General features: G+C 71.1%; 20 protein-coding genes. 6 read left to right on the top strand and 14 right to left on the bottom strand.

The genetic code is table 11. The features are described 5' to 3' along the window. Positions 1 to 105: 105 nt before the first annotated feature. Positions 106 to 1,245: a glutamate--cysteine ligase gene (locus tag CRP27_RS00300; protein ID WP_217990670.1), complete on the top strand. Its 1,140-nt coding sequence runs from the start codon at positions 106 to 108 to the stop codon at positions 1,243 to 1,245. Between the two features lie 498 nt (positions 1,246 to 1,743). Here CRP27_RS00300 and ffh read toward each other — a convergent pair whose 3' ends face one another. Beyond that, a complete protein-coding gene (gene ffh, locus CRP27_RS00295; protein ID WP_097178841.1) occupies positions 1,744 to 3,300 on the bottom strand; it encodes a signal recognition particle protein in 1,557 nt (518 codons plus the stop codon). A 55-nt stretch (positions 3,301 to 3,355) separates the two neighbouring features. Next, positions 3,356 to 4,021 carry a VOC family protein gene (locus CRP27_RS00290; protein ID WP_097178840.1) on the bottom strand — a complete coding sequence of 222 codons (666 nt, stop codon included), beginning with the start codon at positions 4,019 to 4,021 and terminating at the stop codon, positions 3,356 to 3,358. 116 nt (positions 4,022 to 4,137) lie between these two features. Here CRP27_RS00290 and lipB point away from each other — a divergent pair, with 116 nt between their 5' ends. Beyond that, the gene (gene lipB, locus CRP27_RS00285; protein ID WP_097178839.1) at positions 4,138 to 4,836 is read left to right on the top strand and encodes a lipoyl(octanoyl) transferase LipB; all 699 of its coding nucleotides are present in this window, start codon (positions 4,138 to 4,140) and stop codon (positions 4,834 to 4,836) included. Continuing rightward, complete coding sequence (lipA, locus tag CRP27_RS00280) at positions 4,833 to 5,816, top strand: lipoyl synthase (protein WP_097178838.1); 984 nt, start codon at positions 4,833 to 4,835, stop codon at positions 5,814 to 5,816. Before lipB ends, lipA begins: the two co-directional genes overlap by 4 nt. A 110-nt stretch (positions 5,817 to 5,926) precedes the next feature. On the opposite strand, the gene CRP27_RS17885 is transcribed toward lipA, so the two are convergent. Both CRP27_RS17885 and ftsY read right to left on the bottom strand, forming a co-directional pair. Next, on the bottom strand, positions 5,927 to 6,085 hold the full coding sequence (locus tag CRP27_RS17885; protein ID WP_137767577.1) for a DUF4175 domain-containing protein: 159 nt from the start codon (positions 6,083 to 6,085) through the stop codon (positions 5,927 to 5,929). A 65-nt stretch (positions 6,086 to 6,150) separates the two neighbouring features. Further along, positions 6,151 to 7,020, bottom strand: coding sequence for a signal recognition particle-docking protein FtsY (gene ftsY, locus CRP27_RS00275; RefSeq protein WP_097178837.1), 870 nt, complete (start codon positions 7,018 to 7,020; stop codon positions 6,151 to 6,153). 216 nt (positions 7,021 to 7,236) lie between these two features. On the opposite strand from ftsY, the gene CRP27_RS00270 reads away from it, so the two are divergent. Then, positions 7,237 to 8,262, top strand: coding sequence for a TerC family protein (locus CRP27_RS00270; protein ID WP_097178836.1), 1,026 nt, complete (start codon positions 7,237 to 7,239; stop codon positions 8,260 to 8,262). A 243-nt stretch (positions 8,263 to 8,505) separates the two neighbouring features. On the opposite strand, the gene CRP27_RS00265 is transcribed toward CRP27_RS00270, so the two are convergent. The 7 genes from CRP27_RS00265 to CRP27_RS00235 all read right to left on the bottom strand — a co-directional run bounded on the left by CRP27_RS00265 (position 8,506) and on the right by CRP27_RS00235 (position 17,684). Continuing rightward, the gene (locus CRP27_RS00265) at positions 8,506 to 12,267 is read right to left on the bottom strand and encodes an AAA family ATPase (protein ID WP_097178835.1); all 3,762 of its coding nucleotides are present in this window, start codon (positions 12,265 to 12,267) and stop codon (positions 8,506 to 8,508) included. Positions 12,268 to 12,338: 71 nt separating this feature from the next. Beyond that, positions 12,339 to 13,310: a bifunctional DNA-formamidopyrimidine glycosylase/DNA-(apurinic or apyrimidinic site) lyase gene (mutM, locus tag CRP27_RS00260; RefSeq protein ID WP_097178834.1), complete on the bottom strand. Its 972-nt coding sequence runs from the start codon at positions 13,308 to 13,310 to the stop codon at positions 12,339 to 12,341. Positions 13,311 to 13,314: 4 nt separating this feature from the next. Beyond that, the gene (rnc, locus tag CRP27_RS00255) at positions 13,315 to 14,040 is read right to left on the bottom strand and encodes a ribonuclease III (RefSeq protein ID WP_255257380.1); all 726 of its coding nucleotides are present in this window, start codon (positions 14,038 to 14,040) and stop codon (positions 13,315 to 13,317) included. A 13-nt stretch (positions 14,041 to 14,053) separates the two neighbouring features. After that, the gene (gene rpmF, locus CRP27_RS00250; protein WP_079236346.1) at positions 14,054 to 14,257 is read right to left on the bottom strand and encodes a 50S ribosomal protein L32; all 204 of its coding nucleotides are present in this window, start codon (positions 14,255 to 14,257) and stop codon (positions 14,054 to 14,056) included. A 43-nt stretch (positions 14,258 to 14,300) separates the two neighbouring features. Then, the gene (locus CRP27_RS00245) at positions 14,301 to 14,861 is read right to left on the bottom strand and encodes a DUF177 domain-containing protein (RefSeq protein WP_255257379.1); all 561 of its coding nucleotides are present in this window, start codon (positions 14,859 to 14,861) and stop codon (positions 14,301 to 14,303) included. Positions 14,862 to 14,968: 107 nt separating this feature from the next. Continuing rightward, positions 14,969 to 15,463 (bottom strand): pantetheine-phosphate adenylyltransferase, encoded by a 495-nt coding sequence (gene coaD / locus CRP27_RS00240; protein ID WP_097178833.1) that lies wholly within the window; start codon positions 15,461 to 15,463, stop codon positions 14,969 to 14,971. Between the two features lie 31 nt (positions 15,464 to 15,494). Further along, positions 15,495 to 17,684 (bottom strand): ATP-dependent DNA helicase RecG, encoded by a 2,190-nt coding sequence (locus CRP27_RS00235; protein WP_097179559.1) that lies wholly within the window; start codon positions 17,682 to 17,684, stop codon positions 15,495 to 15,497. A 129-nt stretch (positions 17,685 to 17,813) separates the two neighbouring features. On the opposite strand from CRP27_RS00235, the gene CRP27_RS00230 reads away from it, so the two are divergent. Continuing rightward, complete coding sequence (locus CRP27_RS00230; RefSeq protein ID WP_097178832.1) at positions 17,814 to 18,377, top strand: RsmD family RNA methyltransferase; 564 nt, start codon at positions 17,814 to 17,816, stop codon at positions 18,375 to 18,377. Between the two features lie 20 nt (positions 18,378 to 18,397). On the opposite strand, the gene thiL is transcribed toward CRP27_RS00230, so the two are convergent. Continuing rightward, positions 18,398 to 19,402, bottom strand: coding sequence for a thiamine-phosphate kinase (gene thiL, locus CRP27_RS00225; protein WP_097178831.1), 1,005 nt, complete (start codon positions 19,400 to 19,402; stop codon positions 18,398 to 18,400). Between the two features lie 24 nt (positions 19,403 to 19,426). Here thiL and CRP27_RS00220 point away from each other — a divergent pair, with 24 nt between their 5' ends. Further along, entirely contained in the window at positions 19,427 to 19,912 is a 486-nt protein-coding gene (locus CRP27_RS00220) for a DUF3515 family protein (RefSeq protein WP_097178830.1), read from the top strand. Positions 19,913 to 19,927: 15 nt separating this feature from the next. Here the strand turns inward: CRP27_RS00220 and CRP27_RS00215 are convergent, their stop codons facing one another. After that, a complete protein-coding gene (locus CRP27_RS00215; RefSeq protein ID WP_097178829.1) occupies positions 19,928 to 21,025 on the bottom strand; it encodes a D-alanine--D-alanine ligase family protein in 1,098 nt (365 codons plus the stop codon). A 32-nt stretch (positions 21,026 to 21,057) separates the two neighbouring features. Continuing rightward, positions 21,058 to 22,071, bottom strand: a complete 1,014-nt coding sequence (locus CRP27_RS00210; RefSeq protein WP_079238951.1) for an NAD(P)H-dependent glycerol-3-phosphate dehydrogenase — start codon at positions 22,069 to 22,071, stop codon at positions 21,058 to 21,060. Positions 22,072 to 22,103: the final 32 nt, after the last annotated feature.

Genomic DNA, 22,103 nt, shown 5'->3' with positions numbered 1-22,103 from the left:
CTGTTGAGCGCTTCTACGGTACGCCCGGTGTGGATCTACTGTGAATCGGATCCGCACGACCGGAGCCGTCGTTCCTTGTGCGTGTCCGACAAGGTTCCGGGCAGGATGTTCAGCATGGACATCCGCTTCACCGAGTCCCGCCCGTCGACCATCGGCGTCGAGTGGGAGCTCCCCCTGGTCGACCGGGACACCGGCGACCTCACCCCGCGCGCACCAGCGGTCATCTCCGCCGTGCAGCAGCGCCTCGGCGACCACGACCGGGTGACCGAGGAGCTCCTCACCAACACCGTGGAGGTCGTCACCGGCGTGCACTCGCGGGTGCAGGACGCGACGAGCGAGCTGTCCGGGATCATCGGCGAGGTCATCGACGCCGCCGAACCGCTCGACGCGCAGGTCATGTGCGCGGGCACGCACCCCTTCGCCGTCTGGGACCAGCAGGAGATCACACCGGACAGTGAGCACTACACGACCCTCATCGACCGGACCCGCTGGTGGGGACGGCAGATGCTCATCTGGGGCGTCCATGTCCACGTCGGCATCGACGACCGCGACAAGGCGCTCCCGATCCTCGGCGCGATGCTGCCGTACGTGCCGCACCTGCAGGCGTTCACCGCGTCGAGTCCCTTCTGGGCGGGCATCGACACGGGCTACGCCTCGAACCGGGCCCTGATGTTCCAGCAGCTCCCCACGGGTGGCCTGCCGCCCCAGCTCGGCGCGTGGGCGAACTTCGAAGAGGTGGTGGACGACCTCACCCGCACCGGCGTCATCGAGGGGTTCAAGGACCTCCGCTGGGACATCCGCCCGTCGCCGGGGTGGGGCACGCTCGAGAACCGCGTGTCCGACGGCATCTCCACGCTGCACGAGGTCGGAGCCGTGACCGCCCTCGTCCAGTGCCTCGTCACCGCGATGTCCGACCGGCTCGACGCCGGCGAGACCCTGCCGACCATGCAGCCCTGGTTCGTCCGCGAGAACAAGTGGCGCGCTGCCCGCTACGGCATGGAGGCGGAGATCATCACGAACGCCGCCGGCGACGAACGGCTCGTGACCGACGAGGTGCACGACCTGATCGGGCGGCTCGACCCGATCGCCGAGCGCCTCGGCTGCCAGCAGGAACTGCACCACCTCGACACGATGATCGAGCGGGGCGCGTCGTACCAGCGGCAGCTCACGGTGGCGCAGGAGAACGGCGGCGACCTGCGCGCGGTGGTCCGGCACCTGGTGACGGAGTTCCGCGAGTCCCTCTGACCCGCGGGCGGGCCGGCGGGCCGTACCTGGTCGTTCCGGGCGTACCTGGTCGATTCTTCCGACCAGGTACGCCCGTTTCCGCTTTCCATCGCGGCCGTTCTGGGAAGGAACGTCGCGACGTGCCCACCCGCCCCGCGCCTCCAGTCCGCACTCACTCACCTGGTCGTTCCGGGCGTACCTGGTCGTTTGTTCCGACCAGGTACGCCCGATTCCCCATCCATCGCGGCCGTTCTGGGAAGGAACGTCGCGACGCGACCGCAGACGGACGGGACGCACGGTGCCCGCCCACCCCGCGCCTCCAGTCCGCACTCACTCACCTGGTCGATCCGGGCGTACCTGGTCGTTCCGGGCGTACCTGGTCGATTCTTCCGACCAGGTATGCCCGGTTCCGCTTTCCATCGCGGCCGTTCTGGGAAGGAACGTCGCGACGCGACCGCAGACGGACGGGAGGCGCGGTGCCAGCTGGCACCGCGCCTCCCGTCCGTCTGGCGGTAGCGACTAGCGACCCAGGAACTTCTGCAGGCTCGCGAGCTCTTCCTCGGTCGGCGCCTTGCCGCCCTTGGCTCCGCCACCGAGGCCGAGGCCGGACCCCTTCGGCGCCTGCTGCGGTGCCGCCGCGGCGCCGGCCGCGAGGGCCGCGCGCTTGGCGGGGTTGCCGACCTTCGACTTCTTCTTGCTGCCGCCCTGCTGCTGCTTCTTGCCGCCGTGCATGCCGGGGATCGGACCCATTCCGGGCATCTGCGGGACGCCACCGCGCGCGACGGTCTTCATCATCTTCGCGGCCTGCTCGAACCGGTTCACGAGGGCGTTGACCTCGGTGACCGTCGTGCCGGACCCCTTCGCGATGCGGAGTCGACGGGAGCCGTTGAGGAGCTTGGGGAGCTCGCGCTCCTGCTTCGTCATCGATTGGATGATCGCCTCGGTCCGGACGATCTCGCCCTCGTCGAAGTTGTCGAGCGCCTCGCGCATGCCCTTGGCACCGGGGAGCATGCCGAGCATGCCCTTGATCGACCCGGCCTTCCGGAGCTGCTGCATCTGCTGCAGGAAGTCGTTCAGGGTGAAGCTGTCGGACGCGATCTTGTCCGCGACCTTGCGGGCCTCTTCCTCGTCGAAGGCGCCCTGGGCCTGCTCGATGAGGGAGAGGATGTCGCCGAGGTCGAGGATCCGGCTCGCCATGCGGTCCGGGTGGAACGGCTCGAAGTCGTCGAGGCCCTCACCCGTGGAGGCGAACATGATCGGGCGGCCGGTCACGCTGGCGACCGACAGGGCAGCACCACCGCGGGCGTCGCCGTCGAGCTTCGACAGGACGACGCCGGTGAAGTCCACGCCCTCCTGGAAGGCGCGGGCGGTGTTGACGGCGTCCTGACCGATCATCGCGTCGATGACGAACAGGACCTCGTCCGGATCGACGGCCTTGCGGATGTTCGCGGCCTGCTTCATCAGCTCGGCGTCGACGCCCAGGCGGCCGGCGGTGTCCACGATGACGGTGTCGTACTGCTGGTCGACGGCTGCCTTGATGGCGTTCTTGGCGACCTTCACCGGGTCACCGACGCCGTTGCCGGGCTCCGGCGCGAAGACGTGCACGCCGGCCTGCTCGCCGACGACCTGCAGCTGCTGCACCGCGTTCGGACGCTGGAGGTCCGCCGCGACGAGCATCGGCGTGTGGCCGTCCTTCTTGAGCCACTTGCCGAGCTTGCCGGCGAGGGTGGTCTTACCGGCACCCTGGAGACCCGCGAGCATGATGACCGTCGGCGGCTTCTTCGCGAACTCGAGGCGACGCTGCTGGCCGCCGAGGATGCCGACGAGTTCCTCGTTGACGATCTGGACGACCTGCTGCGCCGGGTTGAGCGCACGGTTGACCTCGTCGGAGAGGGCACGCTCGCGCACCGCAGCGGTGAACGCCTTGACGACCTCGAGCGCGACGTCGGCGTCGAGGAGCGCCCGCCGGATCTCGCGGACGGTGCCGTCGACGTCGGACGGAGTCAGCCGACCCTTGCTCCGCAGATTGCGGAAGGTCTCGGTCAGCCGATCGGAGAGTGAACCGAATTGCGCCATGATCCGTCGATTCTACTGGTTCACGAGCAGGACCAACCCCGTCGGGCCGGTTCGTTCACCGCAGGAGGACGCCTTCGGCGAGCGCGACGGTCGTCCCGAGGCCGACGTCGACCACCACGGGAGCGGTCGACGGCGCGCGGTCGAGGGTCGGGAACCACTGCCGTCCGGGCGACACCAGGATGAGCAGGCCGTGCACGTCACCGACGGGTGCGAAGTCCGGCCCGGGCGGGTTGGCGTAGGCCTCGAGTCCTTGGTGGCGGAGCGCCTCGACCGCGCCGAGGACGTCGGGCACCGCGAGACCGACCTCGCTGACCGAGACGAGCCTGGCCGGGTCGGCAGGGCCACCCGGGTCAGGATCGCCAGCCGGACCGAGGTCGCGCCGCTCGATGAGCTCGAGCAGCTGGCGGTCCGGCCCCTCGAAGTACACCGAGCGCGAGTTCCAGCTCGGCGGACCCTCGAACTCGTCGGAGTCGTCCGTGCCGAGCACCGTCGCGACGTCCGCGATCCACGACTTCGCGGCCGCGAACGAGCCGGTCGGGATCGTGAACGCGAGGTGGTGCGCCCCGTTCATCCCCTCGTGCCCCCGGAACACGAGTTGCGTCGAGCCGACGGTGACGTGCGCAGCATCCCGCTCGACGTCGACCGGGCAGCCGAGTCGCTCGTAGAAGTGCGCCGTCTCGTCGAGCGCCCGGGTCGCGAGCTGGACCTGTCTGATCTCCATGCCCCCACCCCACATCCTCAACCGGGGTTGAGGTCAACCCCCGCGGAACACCTCCACCCGAACGGCCCACGCGACCTTGTTGGACGGAGTACAGAAACTGTCGTAGCCTGTCGCCCATGCCGGAACTCGAGATCGTCCGACGCCCGGGTCTCCTCGACTACGCCGAGGGGCTCGCCCTCCAGCAGCAGCTCCGCGCCGACGTCGTCGCGGGCCGCTCACCCGGAGCCCTCGTCCTGTGCGAGCACCCGTCCGTGTACACCGCGGGGCGCCGCACCGAACCGTCCGACCTGCCGACCGACGGCTCCCCCGTGGTCGAGGTCGACCGCGGCGGACGCATCACCTGGCACGGTCCGGGGCAGCTCGTGGCGTACCCGATCGTCCGGCTCGCCGAGCCACTCGACGTCGTCGCGTGGGTGCGCGACCTCGAGCAGGTGATCATCGACGCTGCAGCAGCGGTGGGCGTGCACGCCGAGCGGGTCGACGGCCGGAGCGGCGCCTGGACCACCCAGCAGGGCGGACGCGCCGCCGCGGGCGCCACCGCCGCGAAGGTCGGCGCCATCGGACTGCACGTCGCCGAGGGGGTGACGAGCCACGGCATCGCGATCAACTGCACGAACGCGCTCGACGCCTACGCCGCGATCGTCCCCTGCGGCATCGCCGACGCCGGCGTCACGACCCTCAGCGCCGCCGCCGGCCGCACGGTCTCCGTGGACGAGGTCGCCGCGGTGGTCGCCGAGCGCACCCAGGCCGCGGTCGACGGCATGCACTCCAGGAACCGGATCAGCAGCACCGCACGACAGGAGACCCTCGTATGACCCTCGCCCCCGAAGGCCGCCGCATGCTCCGCGTCGAGGCGCGGAACGCCGAGACCCCGATCGAGACGAAGCCCGGGTGGATCAAGACCCGGGCCACCCAGGGCCCGGAGTTCCGCGAGCTGTCCGCCCTGGTCAGGGACAAGCAGCTGCACACCGTCTGCCAGGAGGCAGGCTGCCCGAACATCTTCGAGTGCTGGGAAGACCGCGAGGCCACGTTCCTCATCGGCGGTTCCCAGTGCACGCGCCGCTGCGACTTCTGCCAGATCGACACGGGCAAGCCCGAGCCGCTCGACCGCGACGAGCCACGCCGGGTGGCGGACTCCGTCGTGTCGATGGGGCTCAAGTACGCCACGGTCACCGGCGTCGCCCGGGACGACCTGGAAGACGGCGGCTCCTGGCTGTACGCCGAGACCATCCGCCAGATCCACGAGCACTCCCCCGGCACCGGCGTGGAGATCCTCGTGCCGGACTTCAACGGTCGATCGGATCAACTCGGCCAGGTGTTCGACGCCCGGCCCGAGGTCTTCGCCCACAACGTCGAGACCGTGCCGCGGATCTTCAAGCGCATCCGCCCCGCGTTCACGTTCGAGCGCTCCCTCGACGTCATCACGCAGGGTCGCGACGCCGGGCTCGTCACGAAGTCGAACCTCATCCTCGGCATGGGCGAGGAACGCATCGAGATCGAGGACGCCCTGCAGCGCCTGTACGACGCCGGCACGGACATCATCACGCTGACGCAGTACCTCCGCCCGTCGCCCCGGCACCTGCCGGTCGCCCGCTGGGTCAAGCCGGAGGAGTTCGTCGAGCTGCGCGAGGTCGCGGAGCAGATGGGCTACGCCGGCGTGCTCGCCGGGCCGCTCGTCCGCTCGTCGTACCGCGCCGGACGACTGTGGGCACGCGCCACGGTCGCTCGAGGCGGCACGGTGCCGGAGCACCTCTCCCACCTGCTGGACGCAGCGCCGGGCCGACAGGCGGTCTGACCAGCGGCGCGCGGCCCGCAGACGCGACCGCACGACAGACGGGAGGCGCGGTGCCAGCTGGCACCGCGCCTCCCGTTTCGTTGCGTGCCCCGGATCAGGGCGCGTGGTCGCTACGCGCGACCGCGGATGCTCCGGAGGAGCCAGCCGATGACCGCCAGCAGGATGAGCACGATGCCCACCCAGAGCAGGAACTTCAGGGCACCGACGAAGATGCCGCTGAAGAGCAGGACGAGGCCGACGATGATCGCGATGATCAGCAGTGCGGGCATGAGGGTCTCCTATCCCTGGAACGAGACCGAGCGGATGCCCGGGCCGACAGGGACGCTACTCGGATTCAGCCCACGAGGTTCTGCACGAACACGTGCGGGGTGAAACCGGTGAGGTCGTTGATGCCCTCACCCTGCCCGATCAGCTTGATCGGGATGCCGGTCTTCTCCTGCACGCTCAGCACGAAGCCGGCCTTGGCCGACCCGTCGAGCTTCGTGATGACGAGCCCCGTGACGCCGGCGCCCTCGATGAACGCCTGCGCCTGCGCCAGACCGTTCTGGCCCGTGGTGGCGTCGAGCACGAGCAGGACCTCGGCGATCTCGGTCTGCTTCTCGACCACGCGCTTGATCTTGGTGAGCTCGTCCATCAGCCCGGCCTTGGTGTGCAGTCGGCCGGCGGTGTCGATGACGACGATCTCGGTGCCCTCGCGGATGGCCTTCTCGACCGTCTGGTAGGCGACCGACGCCGGGTCCTGCCCGGGCTGCGCGGGCCGCACGACGTCGACACCAGCACGCTGCGCCCACGTGGCGACCTGCTCGACGGCGGCCGCGCGGAAGGTGTCAGCCGCGCCGACGAGCACGGTGCGGTCGTAGGTCTTGAGGAACTTGGCGAACTTGCCGATCGTGGTCGTCTTGCCGACGCCGTTCACGCCGACGACGAGCACCACGGCCGGCCGCGCGCTGAGCTTCAGGGTGGTGTCGAGCTTCGAGAGCCGTTCCTCGAGCACTTCGCGGAGCATGCGCTGCAGGTCAGCGGGGTCGGTCGTGCCGTACCGGTCGACGCGGGCATGGAGGTCCTCGATGATCTCGTCCGCGATGTCCGGGCCGAAGTCCGCACCGATCAGGGCCGTCTCGAGGTCGTCCCACGTCGTCTCGTCGATCGTCTTGCGCTGGAACAGCCCGCGCAGCCGGGAAGACAGTGACCAGGAACTCGCCATGCTCCCAGCTTAGAGCGCGGCGCACGTCGGCTGTGCCCGGTATGCTCGGGGACACGAAGGGGAGTATTCCTCCTCGGTGTCCCCGTCAGTACGGTCCGGAACGATCCGGACCCGGGGCGCCGGTCGTGTGGCATCACTCTGGTGGCACACGGCGGAAGAGACCTTCAGGCCTCGGCGTACCCACCACCTGGTTGCGCCCTCACCTGAAGGAATTCCGTGGACGTCCCTCTATACGTCTGGCTCCTCACCATCGCGGGCATCCTCGCGCTGCTGGTGTTCGACTTCTTCTCGCACGTGCGCACCCCGCACGTCCCGCACATCAAGGAATCCGCGTTCTGGTCGGTGTTCTACATCGGCCTCGCGATCCTGTTCGGTGTCGGCATCCTCGTCTTCGGTGGCGGTCAGGCCGGCGGTGAGTACTTCGCCGGCTGGCTCACCGAGAAGGCGCTGTCGGTCGACAACCTCTTCGTCTTCCTCATCATCATGTCGAGCTTCGCGGTGCCGAAGGAGTTCCAGCAGAAGGTGCTGCTCGTCGGCGTCGCGATCGCCCTGGTGGCCCGTGGCGTGTTCATCGCCCTCGGCGTGACGATCATCGACAACTTCTCGTGGGTGTTCTACCTGTTCGGCGCGCTGCTGTTCTGGCTCGCCTGGTCGCAGGCCCGCAGCGGCAACGAGCACGGAGCGGAGGAGGGCGACTCCCGCCTCATCCGGATCCTCCGTCGCATCATCCCGACCTCGAAGGACTACGACGGCGACCGCCTGACCACCAGGGTCGACGGCAAGCGGCTCTTCACGCCGATGCTGCTCGTCATGGTCGCGATCGGCCTGACCGACGTGCTGTTCGCCCTCGACTCGATCCCGGCGATCTTCGGCCTGACGCAGGACGCCTTCATCGTGTTCACCGCGAACGCGTTCTCGCTCCTCGGCCTCCGCCAGCTGTACTTCCTCATCGCGGGGCTGCTCGAGCGGCTCATCTACCTCGGCCAGGGGCTCGCCGTCATCCTCGGGTTCATCGGCGTCAAGCTGGTCTTCCACGCCATGCACGTCAACGAGCTCCCCTTCATCAACGGCGGCGAGCACATCGAGTGGGCGCCCGAGATCCCGATCTGGTTCTCGCTGAGCTTCATCATGCTGACGATCGCCGTCGCGACGGTCGCGTCGTTGGTGGTGTCGAAGAAGCGCGCGGAGCGCGGGCTCACCCCGACGGGCGAGCCGAAGCCGGTCGAGGCCGACGCGAAGTAGTCGCGACCGCCGACCGACGGGAGGCGCGGTGCCAGCTGGCGCCGCGCCTCCCGTCCGTCTGCAGTCGCGTCCGCAGGACGCCCGCCCGCTCGCTCGCTCGCTCGCGAAAGCGACAGATCTCGCGGTCCGGTCGCGGTCCCTCCCGCGAAAGCGACTCGATGCCGCGGTATAGCGGCGGGAATCTGTCGCTTTCGCGAGCGCCCGCGGCCCGCAGCCCCCGCCGCGGCGCAGCGGCGCGGCGCGCTACGCGACCGCGTCGGCCGGCTCGCGCTCGCGCTTCTGGACCCGCTGCCCCACGACCGCGGAGACGCCGTCCTGCCGCATCGAGACGCCGTACAGCGCGTCGGCGATCTCCATCGTGCGCTTCTGGTGCGTGATGACGATGAGCTGCGACGACGCCCGCAGCCGCTCGAACACGGTGAGCAGGCGCCCGAGGTTCGCGTCGTCGAGCGCCGCCTCGACCTCGTCCATGATGTAGAACGGCGACGGACGGGCCGTGAAGATCGCCACGAGGAGCGCCACCGCCGCCAGGGACCGCTCGCCACCGGACAGCAGCGTCAGCCGGTCGATCTTCTTGCCAGCGGGCTTCACCTGGACCTCGATGCCGGTGTTCAGCATGTCGTCGGGGTTCGTCAGCGTGATCGAGCCCGAGCCGCCCGGGAACAGGATCGGGAAGATGACGTCGAACGCTTCCTTCGTGTCGTTGAACGCCGACTCGAAGATCGTCTGCATCTTCGTGTCGAGCTCGTCGATGATCGTCATGAGGTCGGTGCGGGTCTTCTGCAGGTCCTCGAGCTGCTCGGCGAGGAACGCGTGCCGCTGCTCGAGTGCCTGGAACTCCTCGAGCGCGAGCGGGTTCACCTTGCCGAGCTGGCCGAGGTCGCGCTCGGCCGCCCTGAGCCGGCGCTCCTGCTCGGCCCGGTCGTACGGGACGGTCTCGACGTCGGCGGGGTCGACCTCGTCGGTGGCGTCGAACTCGGGCAGCGCCGGTCCGCCGGGCAGGGTGGACTCGGCATCGACGAGCTCGGGCACGTCGGAGTCGACGTCGGCCTCGGCGTCGACCTCGGCGTCGGTCTCGTCCGTCGTGGGCTCGATGCCCGCTGCCTCGGCTGCGGCGGCGGCCGCGGCGCGCTCGGCGTCACGGTGCTTCCGTGCGAGGACCCGGGGGTCGACGAGCACGTCGACCGGCACCGGCACGTGCGGCCCGTACTCCGCGACGAGCACGGCCTCGGCGAGCCCGAGCTCGCTCTGCGCGCGGTCGAGCACGCCGGACACGTGCAGCTTCTTCTCGTAGATCTCCATCTCGAGCGAGTGCACCCCGTCCGTGATGGTCTGCAGCCGGTCGCGGAGCTCGCGCTCCTCGTTCCGGATGGTCTGCAGCTCGGTGTTCCGCTTCGACCGTTCGGACTCCTCGGTCGCGAGCTGCACGCGGGCCTCGGCGAGTGAACGGTCCACCGCACCGAGGAGCCCCGGCAGGTCGGCGAGGACGCCTTCGGCCACCGCGATCTGCCCCCGACGGATGACCGCGAGGCGTGCGGCTTCCTCGGCGGCGGCACGTTCGGCCTCGAGCTGGCGTTCGAGCTGGTCCGCCCGGCTGCGTTCGGACCGGACCCGTTCGCGGACGGTCTCGATCTGGATGCGCTGTTCGATCTCCGCGGCCCGGGCCGCCTCGAGCGCGTCCTGCAACCCCTGGCGTCCGGACGCGTCGACCACGGGTCGCGGCCGTTCGGTGAACTCGTGGTGCGCGCGTTCCGCCTCGTCGAGCGCGGCACCGGCCGTCTCGACCGCGCCGTCCGTCTCGGCCAGTGCGGCCCGGAGTCGCTCCACCTCGGCTGCGGCGTTCTCCGCCTTCGCCCGCGTCGACGCGCTCGACCGGTCGTACTCGGCCTTCGCCTTCGCGTACGCGCGGGACGCCGCGTCGGCGTCGTCCGCCCGGCGGCGTGCGTCCTCGACGGCGGTGCGTGCGGCCTGGAGGCGCGTGGCCGCGTCCTCCGCGTCGCTCGCGATCGCCTCGCGGCGGGTCACGGCGTCGTCGCGCTCCGCGACGAGTTCGATGCGGGAGGTCACCCGGGCACCGCCACCGGTCACGCGGACCGCGCGGACGAGGTCACCGGAGCGCGTCACGACCGTCGCGTGCGGGGCGGCGGCGAGCACGGCCTGCAGGTCGACGGGTGTCTCGTCGGCCGACGCGTCCGCGATGAGCGTGTCCCGCAGGATGGCGGCGATCGCCGGCGGTCCCTGCACGAGGTCGAGGGCCCGACGGACCCCTGCGGGCAGACGCTCGGGCAGCGTGGGGGCATTCCCCGCTGCGTCGGCGACGACCACGTCGATGCGGCCGATGTCCTCGGCGCGTGCGTGCGCGATGGCGTCGAGCGCGACCGTGCGGTCCTCGGCGAGTACGGCGTCCGCGAGCCCGTCGAGGGCGATCGCGATCGCTGCCTCGAAGCCGGGCGTCACCGTCAGGCTGTCGGCGAGGCGACCGACGATGCCGGCGCGCCCGGCGTCGATGAGCGCCTGCGAACCGTCGCGCACGTCGATCGACATGCCGAGCGCGGCCACACGGGCATCGAGGGCGTCCCGCTCGCGTTCGAGGGCGTGCAACCGGTCGCGGTGCTCGTCGCGTGCGGTCTGGGCTGCCTCCTGCTGCTCGCGGGCAGTTTCGAGCGCCGTGGTGAGCGCCGCTTCGTCCACGCCCTCGGACGGGTCGGTCCCCAGTTCGGCGAGGGCCGCAGCGGCACGCTCAGCGCGCTCCCGGGCCTCGGTGAATGCCCGTTCCCGGCGTTCCCGGTCCGCGGTGGCCGAGCCGCGCTTCGACCGGGCGACGTCCACCGCCGAAGCGAGCCGTTGCGCCTCGAGGTCGTGCTGGGAGACCAGGGCGGCCTGGGCGGCGATCCGCTCGTCGAGGGCGTCGAGCGCGGCACGGGCGTCCTGCACCTGCTGCGCCGCGGTCGCCATGCCGCCCGTCATCGCTGCGGCCTGGGCCTCGAGCCGGTCGGCCTCGTTCCGGACGCCCTGCACCTGCTCTGGCGTGATCGTCGGGCCCTGCTGGGGCGCATCGGCCTGCTGGGCGAGGAACATCAGCCGCTGGTTCGCCAGGCTCGACAGCCCCCGGAGTCGCTCCTGCACGCTCTCCAGCCGGTGCACCACCGTCCGGGCGCGGTCGACGTCGTCGCCGACCATGCTCTGCTCGACGTGCTGCTGCCGGACCCGGGTCTGGTCGAGCCGCTCCTGCAGGACGATGCGCTCGGACTTGCGGCCGGCCTCGACCTCCTGGTGCTCGTGCAGCTCACGGCGCAGCCGGACCACGTCGTCGGCGAGGATGCGCGCCTTGGCGTCACGGGCGACCGCGGCGACGGACTGGGCCTTGCGTGCGACCTCGGCCTGGCGACCGAGCGGCTTCAGCTGGCGGCGGATCTCCCCCGCGAGGTCGGACAGCCGCGTCAGGTTCGTCTGCATCGCGTCGAGCTTGCGGAGGGTCTTCTCCTTGCGGCGGCGGTGCTTCAGGATGCCCGCGGCCTCCTCGATGAAGCCGCGCCGATCCTCCGGGGTCGCGTGCAGGACCTTGTCGAGCTGCCCCTGCCCGACGATGACGTGCATCTCACGGCCGAGCCCGGTGTCGCTCAGGAGCTCCTGGACGTCGAGCAACCGGCAGTTCTCGCCGTTGATCGCGTACTCGCTGCCGCCGTTGCGGAACAGCGTGCGGGAGATCGTCACCTCCGAGTACTCGATCGGCAGCAGCCCGTCGGCGTTGTCGATCGTCAGGAGCACCTGCGCCCGGCCGAGGGGCCCGCGCGTCGAGGTGCCGGCGAAGATGACGTCCTCCATCTTGCCGCCGCGGAGGGTCTTCGCCCCCTGCTCCCCCATCACCCAGGCGAGGGCATCGACCACGTTGGACTTCCCGGAGCCGTTCGGACCGACGATGCAGGTCACCCCGGGCTCGAACGCGAACGTCGTCGGCTGCGCGAAGGACTTGAACCCCTTGATGGTCAGGCTCTTCAAGTACATGCGGTCTCCGGGTGTGCTGGCTCGCGTGCTGCTGGGCGGGGCTCGCTGGGCGGTGCTCGCTCGGCGTCAGGCTAACGCGTGCGAGGGCGTGGGCGCGGTTGGCACACGGGGCAGATGTGGCTCGACCGGTTCATGAAGGCCTCGCGCACGATCGTCGTCCCACAGCGCGGGCACGGCTTGCCCTGCTGCCCGTACACGTTCAGGCGCTGCGAGAAGTACCCGGACTGCCCGTTCACGTTGACGTACTGCGCGTCGAAGCTCGTGCCGCCGTCCTCGAGCGCCCGGGCGAGCACGCTGCGGACCTCGTCGAGGAGCAGCTGCAGCGACGCCCGCGGCAACCGGTCCGCCGGGCGGTCGTAGTGCAGCTTCGCGGCCCACAGCGACTCGTCGGCGTAGATGTTGCCGATGCCGCTCACCACGCCCTGGTCGAGCAGCACCCGCTTGATGCCGCTCGATCGCTTCCGTGCCATCCGGATGAACCGGTCGTCGTCGAAGGCGGGGTCGAGCGGGTCGCGGGCGATGTGGGACACCTGCTTCGGGATGCTCCGGCGCCACGCCGCGTCGGGGTCGGTGTCGTCGACGTGCCCGCCGAAGCCCGCGGGTGCGCCGTCGATCGTCGGGACCATCTGGTCGATCGCCATCGACCCGAAGGTGCGCTGGTCGACGAACTCGAGCTCGACCGGGGGCTCCGGCGTGCCGTCGCGGTCGATGCCTGCGGGCTGCACGTCGATGAGGATCCGGCGGTGCTTCGCGGCCTCGCGCCCCCTGCCGAGCAGGATCTGCCCGCTCATCCCGAGGTGCGCGACCAGCGCCTCGGCCGGGTCACCGGCGTGCACGGGCTCCAGCGGCATCCACAGGAACTTGCCCCGGCGGACCGCCGCCGCGACGGTGCGGCCCGTCAGCCGCTCGGCGAAGTCCTCGGCGGGGCCATCGTGCCGGGTGAGGGCGCGGTCGTCGACGACGTCGACGTGCAGGACGCGCGCACCGCTGACGGCGGGTTCGAGGCCGGCGCGGACGACCTCGACCTCGGGGAGTTCGGGCACGCGGTCAGGCCGCCCGGCCGGAGAGCCGCGTCCACGCCTCGAGCGCGGCGGCCATCTCGGCGGTCTTCTTGCTCGACCCGGAGCCGGTGGAGACGTCCTCGCCCTGCAGCACGACGGTCGCGTGGAAGGTCTTGTCGTGGTCCGGACCGGCCTCGGTCACGCGGTACGACGGGTTCCCGAGCGACAGGGTCGACGCGAGCTCCTGCAGGCTCGTCTTCGGGTCCATCGCGGCACCGAAGCGGTCCGGGTCGACCAGCAGTGGTTCGACGAGCCGGAGCACCAGGTCGGTCGCCGGGTCCGGACCGGCCGACAGGTACGTGGCACCGATGACGGCCTCCACGGTGTCGGCCAGGATCGACGACTTGTCGCGACCGCCGGTCTGCTCCTCGCCCTTGCCGAGGCGCAGGTAGGCGCCGAGCCCGATCATGCGGGCGATCTCGGCGAGGGCCACCGTCGACACCAGGCTCGCCCGCCGCTTGGCGAGGTCACCCTCGTCGAGCTCGGGGAACGACCGGTAGAGCTTCACGGTCACGGCCTGGCCGAGGATGGAGTCCCCGAGGAACTCGAGGCGTTCGTTGTGCCCGATGCCACCGTGCTCGTACGCGTACGAACGGTGGGTCAGGGCGAGCTGGAGCAGCTCGAGGTCGATGTCGGCCCCGAGCTTCTCCCGCAGACGAACGACGTCCGGCCCCACGGGGCGGGACCCCGTGGCGCCGGACGTCGCTGTCATGCGTGCGGTCCGATCAGACGTCGGCGACCTTGCGGCCCTTGTACTCCAGGTACAGGGGGGTGCCGGCGGAGTCCTCGACGACCTTGGCACGGTGCGGAAGGCTGTAGGTGACCTTGCCGTTCTCGATCGTCTTCACGAGCTGGACCGGCGCGGCCTTCCACTGCGAACGACGGGCGTGCGTGTTGGCACGGGACTGCTTGCGCTTGGGAACGGCCATGGTGGTTCTCTTTCGGTTGGTCGGTGGTCAGTGGCGAGGAACGTCAGGCCTGTCGGCCGTCGCCCTCGGGGCTCTGGTTCGGGGTGGTGTCGTCGGCGCTCTGGGAACCGCTCGGGGTGGATCCACTCGGGGTGAATCCATGCAGCGCGGCCCACCGCGGGTCCAGGACCTCGTGAGCACGCTGCTCGCCGATGTCAGCCAGTCGCTCGCCCGTCACCGGGTCGAGTCCTGGGCAGTCCGGTCGGCAGACCGGCTGGAACGGCAGCGCCAGCACCACCGCATCTCGAACGACCTGTTCACAATCCACGTGGTCATCGTGAACGAAGAAGTCGAAATCCTCCGAGGCATCATACGCGAACAGCTCCGCGAAATCGACCTCGACGGGTTCGCTGATCTCGATGAGGCAGCGCGAGCACTCCCCCGCCGCCTCGGCACTCGCGTGCCCGGAGACCAGGACGCCCTCGTGCAGGCCCTCGAGCCGGAGGTCGATCTGCATCGACGCGCCCTGTCGGACGGCGATGACGCCGGCCCCCATCGCGTCGGGCACCTCGATGTCGAGCGTGTGCTCGCGCATCTCACCCGGCCGGTGCGCGAGGTCGCGCACGCGCAGGGCGTAGGGGCTGTTCACGTGGGAAGACACGATCGACAAGCCTACATCGCTCCGGCCCACGAGTCGAGGCGGGGACGGGCGTGTCCCGTTCCGTCCGGCGTTCAGCGGCCGGTGTGCTCGTGCAGCGCCGCGGCCACCACCGCCGGGACGTACGGGGCCACGTCGCCGCCGAGGGAGGCGACCTGCCGGATGAGCGAGCTCGACACGTGCGCACGGGACGCCTCGGGCAGCAGGAACACCGTCTCGACGTCGGCGAGGTGCCGGTTCATGATCGCCATCGGGGTCTCGTACGCGACGTCCTCGCCGGAACGGACACCCTTCACCAGGACCGTCGCGCCGACCTGTCGGCAGTAGTCGACGAGCAACCCGGACGTCCACTCCCCGACCCGGACGTTGTCGGGAACGCCGGTCTCGACGAACGACTGCTCGATGAGGCGCACCCGGTCGACGGCGTCGAACATCGCGGGCTTCTTGTCCGGGTTGTGCACGACGAGCACGTGCACCTCGTCGAACAGCCTCGCCGCACGCCCGATCACGTCGAGGTGCCCGAGGGTCACGGGATCGAACGAACCGGGGACCACCGCGATCTGCGCCATGCCAGCGACGATACCGGGATCTGCTCGGTGGTCAGTTCTTGCCGAGGAACGCGGCGTCGGACTCGTCCAGCCGCCGAGCCAGGGCCTCGCGCAGCGCCGGGTGGCCCTCGAGCTGCGGATCGGGCTCGAGGACGCGCTCGGCTTCCTCTCGCGCGTCGACGATGAGGTCGGCGTGCTCGACCACCCGGAGGAGGTTGAGCGACGATCGACCACCCGACTGCCGTTCGCCGAGGACGTCGCCCTCGCGCCGGAGCTCGAGGTCGACCCGCGCCAGCTCGAAGCCGTCGTCGGACGCCGACACCGCGTCCACGCGTTCCCGCGAGGTCGTCTCGGCCTCTGCCGTGGTCACGAGCAGGCACACGCCGGCGTACTGCCCGCGGCCGATGCGCCCGCGGAGCTGGTGGAGCTGCGAGACCCCGAAGCGGTCGGCGTCGAGCACGGCCATCATCGAGGCGTTCGGCACGTCGACGCCGACCTCGATCACGGTCGTCGCCACGAGCACGTCGATGTCCCCCGCGGCGAAGGACGTCATGACGCGGTCCTTCTCCTCCGAGGTCATCCGGCCGTGCAGTACCTCGATCCGGCGGTCGGCGAGCACCGGCATCGTCCGCATCCGGTCCGCCGTGGCGAGCACGGTGGCCGGGGCACGCTTCGGGGCGTCGTCGCCCTCGGGGTCGGGCTCGCCGTCGTCCTCCGTGTGGGCGTCGTCGATCGCCGGGCACACCACGAAGGCCTGTCGCCCGTCGGCGAGTTCCTCGGCCATGCGGGTCCAGATGCGGGACTCCCAGCCCGGGTGCTCGGCGAGCGGCACCGTGAAGGTCTCGACGCCGGCGCGACCCGACGGGAGTCCGGTGATCGTCGAGACGTCGAGATCGCCGAACACCGTCATCGCCACCGTGCGCGGGATGGGTGTCGCGGTGAGGACCAGCACGTGCGGCGGCGTCACGCCCTTCGTGCGGAGCGCCTCGCGCTGTTCGACGCCGAACCGGTGCTGCTCGTCGACCACGACGAGGCCGAGCTCGGCGAAGTCGACCCGGTCGCCCAGGAGCGCGTGCGTGCCGACGACGAGCCGCGAACTGCCGGACGCCGCGGCGAGCAGCGCACGGCGGCGTTCGTCGGTGGACTGCGAGCCGGTGAGGATCACCGGGCGGAGCTCCGCCGCGAGGTCCGGGCCGAGGAACTTCACGATCGACCGGAGGTGCTGCGCAGCGAGCACCTCCGTCGGGGCGATGAGCGCGGACTGTCCACCGGACTCGGCCACCGTGAGCATCGCGCGGATCGCCACGAGGGTCTTGCCGGAACCGACCTCGCCCTGCACGAGGCGGTGCATGGGCCAGTCCGCCGCCAGATCGTGCGCGATCTCGGCGCCGACCGACTGCTGGTCCTCGGTGAGCGTGAACGGCAGGGTGGCGTCGAACCGTTCGAGGATGCCACCGGATGACGCCGTCCGAGGTGTGGCCGCGGTCGCGCGGGCGGCGATCCGGCGTTGCACGAGGGCGGTCTGCAGGACGAATGCCTCGCGGTAGCGCAGCGCCTCCTGCGCCCGCTTGAAGTCGGCCACCTTCTCGGGGCGGTGGAGCAGTTCGAGGGCGCGGCGGAACGGCACGAGGTCGAGCCGGGTCCGCACGCGCGCGGGGATCGGGTCGGGGACGTCGGGCAGGGTGTCGAGTACGATCGCCATCGACTTGGCGATCTGCCACGAGGTCAGCGTCGACGTCGCCGGGTAGATCGGGATCGGCTGCCGGGAGAACCGGATCGCCTCGTCCGACTCGGGGTCGGCGGTGGCCCGCGGGTCGTCGCGGTCGAACAGCTCGTAGTCGGGGTGCGCGAGCTGCCGCGCGCCCCGGTAGTCCCCGACCTTGCCGGAGAAGATGCCGCGCGCACCGGGCACGAGGTCCTTCGTGCGCCAGCCCTGGTTGAAGAACGTCAGGGTCAGCAGCCCCTTGCCGTCGCCGATCTTCGCTTCGAGGATCGATCCGCGTCGGGCTCGCATCGACCGTTCGCGGACGTCGACGACCTCGGCCACGATCGTCACGGACTCGCCGATCGCCAGCGAGTCGAGCGCCGTCAGCGCACCACGCTCGGCGTACCGGCGGGGAGCGTGCTCGAGGAACTCGCCGACCGTGCGGTAGCCGAACGCCTTCTCGACGGCGGCCGCCGTCCTGCCGCCGAGGACGTTCGCCAACCGCGCGTCGAGCGGTGCGGGACCGAGGTCCGGCACCGCCGGCTCGGTTGTCGTTCCGGTCGTGACCACACGTCAACGGTACCCGGCAGGACCGACGTGCCCCGTGCCTCCAGGCAGGCCTGTGGACAACCGCTGGAGCGCCCGGCGGCCCGCTACGGTGGCTGCATGACCCGCATCATCGCCGGCGCCGCCGGTTCCACGACGCTCCGGGTGCCGAAGTCCGGCACCCGACCGACGAGCGACCGGGTGCGCGAGGCGCTGTTCTCGTCGCTCGAGGCACGTGGGCTGGTCGACGACACCTCGGTGGCCGACCTGTACGCCGGCACCGGCGCCCTCGGGCTCGAGGCCGCGTCGCGCGGTGCGGTCGAGGTCGTGCTCGTCGACCGGGCTCCGGCGGCGGCGCAGGCCTGCCGCGCGAACGCGAAGGCCGTGCAGCAGCGCGTGCCCGGCGTGCGGATCGACGTGCAGCCGCAACCCGTGCTCGGGTACCTGCGCGGGACGGTCCGGACGTTCGATCTCGTGTTCATCGACCCGCCGTACGACGTCACCGAGCACGAGATCGCCGACGTGCTCGAGGCCCTGGTGCCGCGCCTCACAGAGGACGCCGTGGTGATCGTGGAGCGGAGCAAGCGCTCCGACGAGCCAGCGTGGCCCGCGGGACTCGAGCCGTTCAGCAAACGCAGCTACGGCGAGACCGTGGCGTGGGAGGCCGTCGTCTCGGCCCCGTAGTGCTGCCGACCCGGAGCGGTTCAGCCGGCGGCGCCGTCCCAGTCGGCGTAGGGGTCCCAGCCGGTCGTCGGCACGGTGACGCCCGCACGGATGACGTCCGCGTCGCCGCGGTCCACGACGACACCGATGCGTCGGAACCCCCCGGGCAGCGCCGCGTCCGGCGGGAAGGTCGCGAGCAGGCCGTGGTCCTCGCCACCGTGCAGCGCGACGTCGTCGAGGGCACGACCGTCGAGCTCGGCCTCGAGCGACAGCGTCACCCGGCTGGCCCGCGCGAGCCGTCCGGCGTCGATCGCCAGGCCGTCGGAGAGGTCGAGCATCGCCGTCGCACCCGCGGTGGCGGCGAGCGGCCCGTCCGCGATGGGTGGTACCGGGCGCCGCTGTCGTGCGACGTCCGGATCAGCGTCCGCGCCGCTCGCGACCGTTGCCGTGCGGGACGGTTCACCGGCGGTGTCGACGCCCTCGCGGAACAGTCGCGTCAGACCGCGCGCCGCCGCACCCAGTTCGCCCGAGACCGCGACGACGTCACCCCGTCGGGCACCGGAGCGGACGACCGGGGGCCGCCCCTGGAGGTCACCGAACGCCGTCACCGACACCGTGAACGTCGCCGAGGTGGACAGGTCCCCGCCGACCACGCCGCAGCCGGGCGCGAGAGCGTCCACGGCGAGGCGCACCCCGTCGGCGAAGGACTCGAGGACCGCGACCGGGGTGTCCTGCGGTGCTGCGAGCGCGATGACGAGGCCGGTGGGCACGGCACCCATCGCGCACACGTCGGAGAGGTTCGTGGCGGCTGCCTTCCACCCGACGTCCTCCGGCGACGACCACGCCCACCGGAAGTCCGGGCCGTGGACCATCATGTCCGTCGTCACGACGAACCGACCGTCGGGCGCGGCGACGACCGCGCAGTCGTCACCGGGACCGAGCAGCGGCGAGCCCGCGGGCAGCCGTCGGACGATGCGGTCGAGGACGACGAGTTCACCGAGCTCGCCCACGGTCGGTCCGGCCCAGGCGTCGTACGTCGCGTCCACACGAGAACGGTAGCCTGGACGTCGATGGACACCGTGCGCCGACCCTCCCGGACGATCGCGATCGTGGGCGTCGTCGTGGCCCTCGCCGCCGGACTCACGGGGTGCACGAACGCCGTCGCGATGTCCCCGGCACCCTCCGCGAACGACGCCGCGTGCGCCGCTGCCCAGGTGCGCCTGCCTGCGGCCGTCGACACCAAGTTCGACCTGCGCAACACCACCGCGCAGTCGACCGCCGCGTGGGGCGACCCGGAAGCGGCGATCTACCACTGCGGGGTCACGGTGCCGACGGTGTCCGACCTGCCCTGCTTCGACCAGGGCGGCGTCGACTGGATCCGGGACGACCGCGGCAAGCAGATCGTCTACACGACGTTCGGCCGCTCCCCCGCGGTGCAGGTGGTCATCGAGACGTCCCTGACCACGTCGCAGGTCATCCAGGACCTGACGGACGCCGTCTCGACCCTGCCGAAGGACGGGCACAAGTGCCTCGATGCGTCCGAGGTGCAGGGCTGACACTCTGACCGCAGGTCAGCGGACGGCTGCCCGCCCCAGCTCGATGAGCTCCGACACGAGTTCCGGGTAGGTGACCCCGGACGCGGCCCAGCACCGCGGGTACATCGACAGCGGGGTGAACCCCGGCATCGTGTTGACCTCGTTCACGACGAAGCCGTCGTCGGTCAGGAAGCAGTCGACCCGGGCGAGTCCCGCGCCGCCGATCGCCTCGAACGCGCGGGCACCGATCGACCGGATCTCGTCGGTCTGTGCCTCGGTGAGCGGCGCCGGGCAGAGCAGGGACTCGTCCCCACCGAGGTACTTCGACTCGAAGTCGTAGAAGCCGGCCTCGTCGACGACGATCTCGCCGGGCAGGCTCGTGCGCGGGACGCCGTCGCGACCCTCGAGCACGGCGACCTCGACCTCGCGGCCGATGACCCGCGGCTCGACGATCACCTTGGAGTCGTGCTCGAACGCCAGGTCCATCGCGGCGCCGAGCTGCGACGGCTCGTCGACGCGGGAGACGCCCATGCTCGACCCGGCGCGGGCTGGCTTGACGAAGAGCGGCCAGCCGTGCGCCGCGACGGCCTCGGCGACGTCCACCGGGTCGGCCGCCCACTCACGGCGGAGCACCGTGGTCCACGGCGCCACGCGGAGTCCGGCGTGCTCGAGCACGGCCTTCGCGACGTGCTTGTCCATGGCGAGGGCGCTCGCGAGCACCCCGTCGCCGACGTACGGCAGACCGGCGATCTCGAGCAGGCCCTGCACCGTGCCGTCCTCACCGAACGGGCCGTGCAGGATCGGGAAGACGATGTCGACGGCGACGGTCGTGACCGAGCCGTCCGGGTGCGACACGACGAGCTCGTTGGTGGCCGGGGACGTCGGGAAGGCGACACGCGTGCCGTTGTCCGGGACCGTCGGCAGCGCGCCGTCGCGGATCGCCAGCTGCGCCGGGTCGTCGGGCTGGAGTGTGAACGCGCCGTCCTTCGTGATGCCGACGGGGACGATCTCGTACACGGACCGGTCGACGACGTCCATGATGCCGCCGGCGGTCACGCAGCTGATCTCGTGCTCGCTGGAGCGGCCGCCGAACAGCACGACGACGGTCGTCGGCGCGGGAGCGATCGTGGGCATGGCAGTCCCCCTGGAGGTCGGGACCGGACCGGTCACTCGCCCTGGGGCTCGTCGGTCTCGGTGAGGTGCGGCGCGATGTTGCGCGGATCGAGCCTACCCGCGAGGACCTCGGCGACCTGTCCCACGATGGGCATGTCGACGCCGTTGGCCGCGGCCAGCTCGAGGATCGGGGCGACGGACGCCAGTCCCTCGGCGGTCTGGTTCATCTGCCGCACGACCTCGTCGAAGCGGTACCCCTGGCCGAGCAGGCGGCCGGCGGTGTTGTTGCGCGAGAGCGGCGACTGGCAGGTGGCGATGAGGTCGCCGAGCCCGGCGAGCCCGGACAGCGTCGACGGCTGGGCGCCGAACGACACCGCGAAGTCGGTCATCTCGGCGAGACCGCGGGTGATGATCGAGGCCTTCGTGTTCTCGCCGTAGCCGACGCCGTCCACGATGCCGATCGCGACGGCGATGAGGTTCTTCAGCACGCCGCCGAACTCGGTGCCGATCACGTCGGTGTTGATGAACGAGCGGAAGTACGGGTTCGTGGCGACGGCGGCGACGGCGCTGGCGGTCTCCGAGCTGGTCGACGACACCACGGCGGCGGTCGGCTGCCGGCGGGCGATCTCGAGCGCGAGGTTCGGCCCGCTCGCCACGGCGATCCGGTCGCGGTCGATGCCGAGGCCCTCGTGCAGGACCTCGCTCATGCGCAGCCCCGTCGCCTTCTCGACGCCCTTCATCAGGCTGACGACGGGCACGTCGGGGCCGAGCAGGTCACGGATGGCGGCGAGGTTGGACCGCAACGACTGCGACGGCACCGACACGTAGACCTGTTCCGCGCCGGACAGCACCGACTCGAGCGACGTCGACGCGGTCAGCGTGCGCGGGAGGTTGATGCCGGGCAGGTACTCGGAGTTCCGCTTCGTCTCGGTGATCTCCCGCGCGACCTCTGGTCGGCGGGCCCACAGCACGGTCCGGGCACCGCCCTCGGCGAGGACCTTCGCGAACGTGGTCCCCCAGCTGCCGGCACCGATGACGGCGACGCGGGGCTTGTCGGTCGACTGCATCACCACCCGGATCGCGGCGGTGTCGACTGCGC

Origin of the sequence: Curtobacterium sp. 314Chir4.1 (assembly GCF_900215175.1) — a bacterium.
Taxonomy (GTDB): domain Bacteria; phylum Actinomycetota; class Actinomycetes; order Actinomycetales; family Microbacteriaceae; genus Curtobacterium; species Curtobacterium pusillum_A.
Note: the sequence above shows the minus strand (reverse complement) of the source record. Positions and strands in the feature narration are given on the sequence as shown.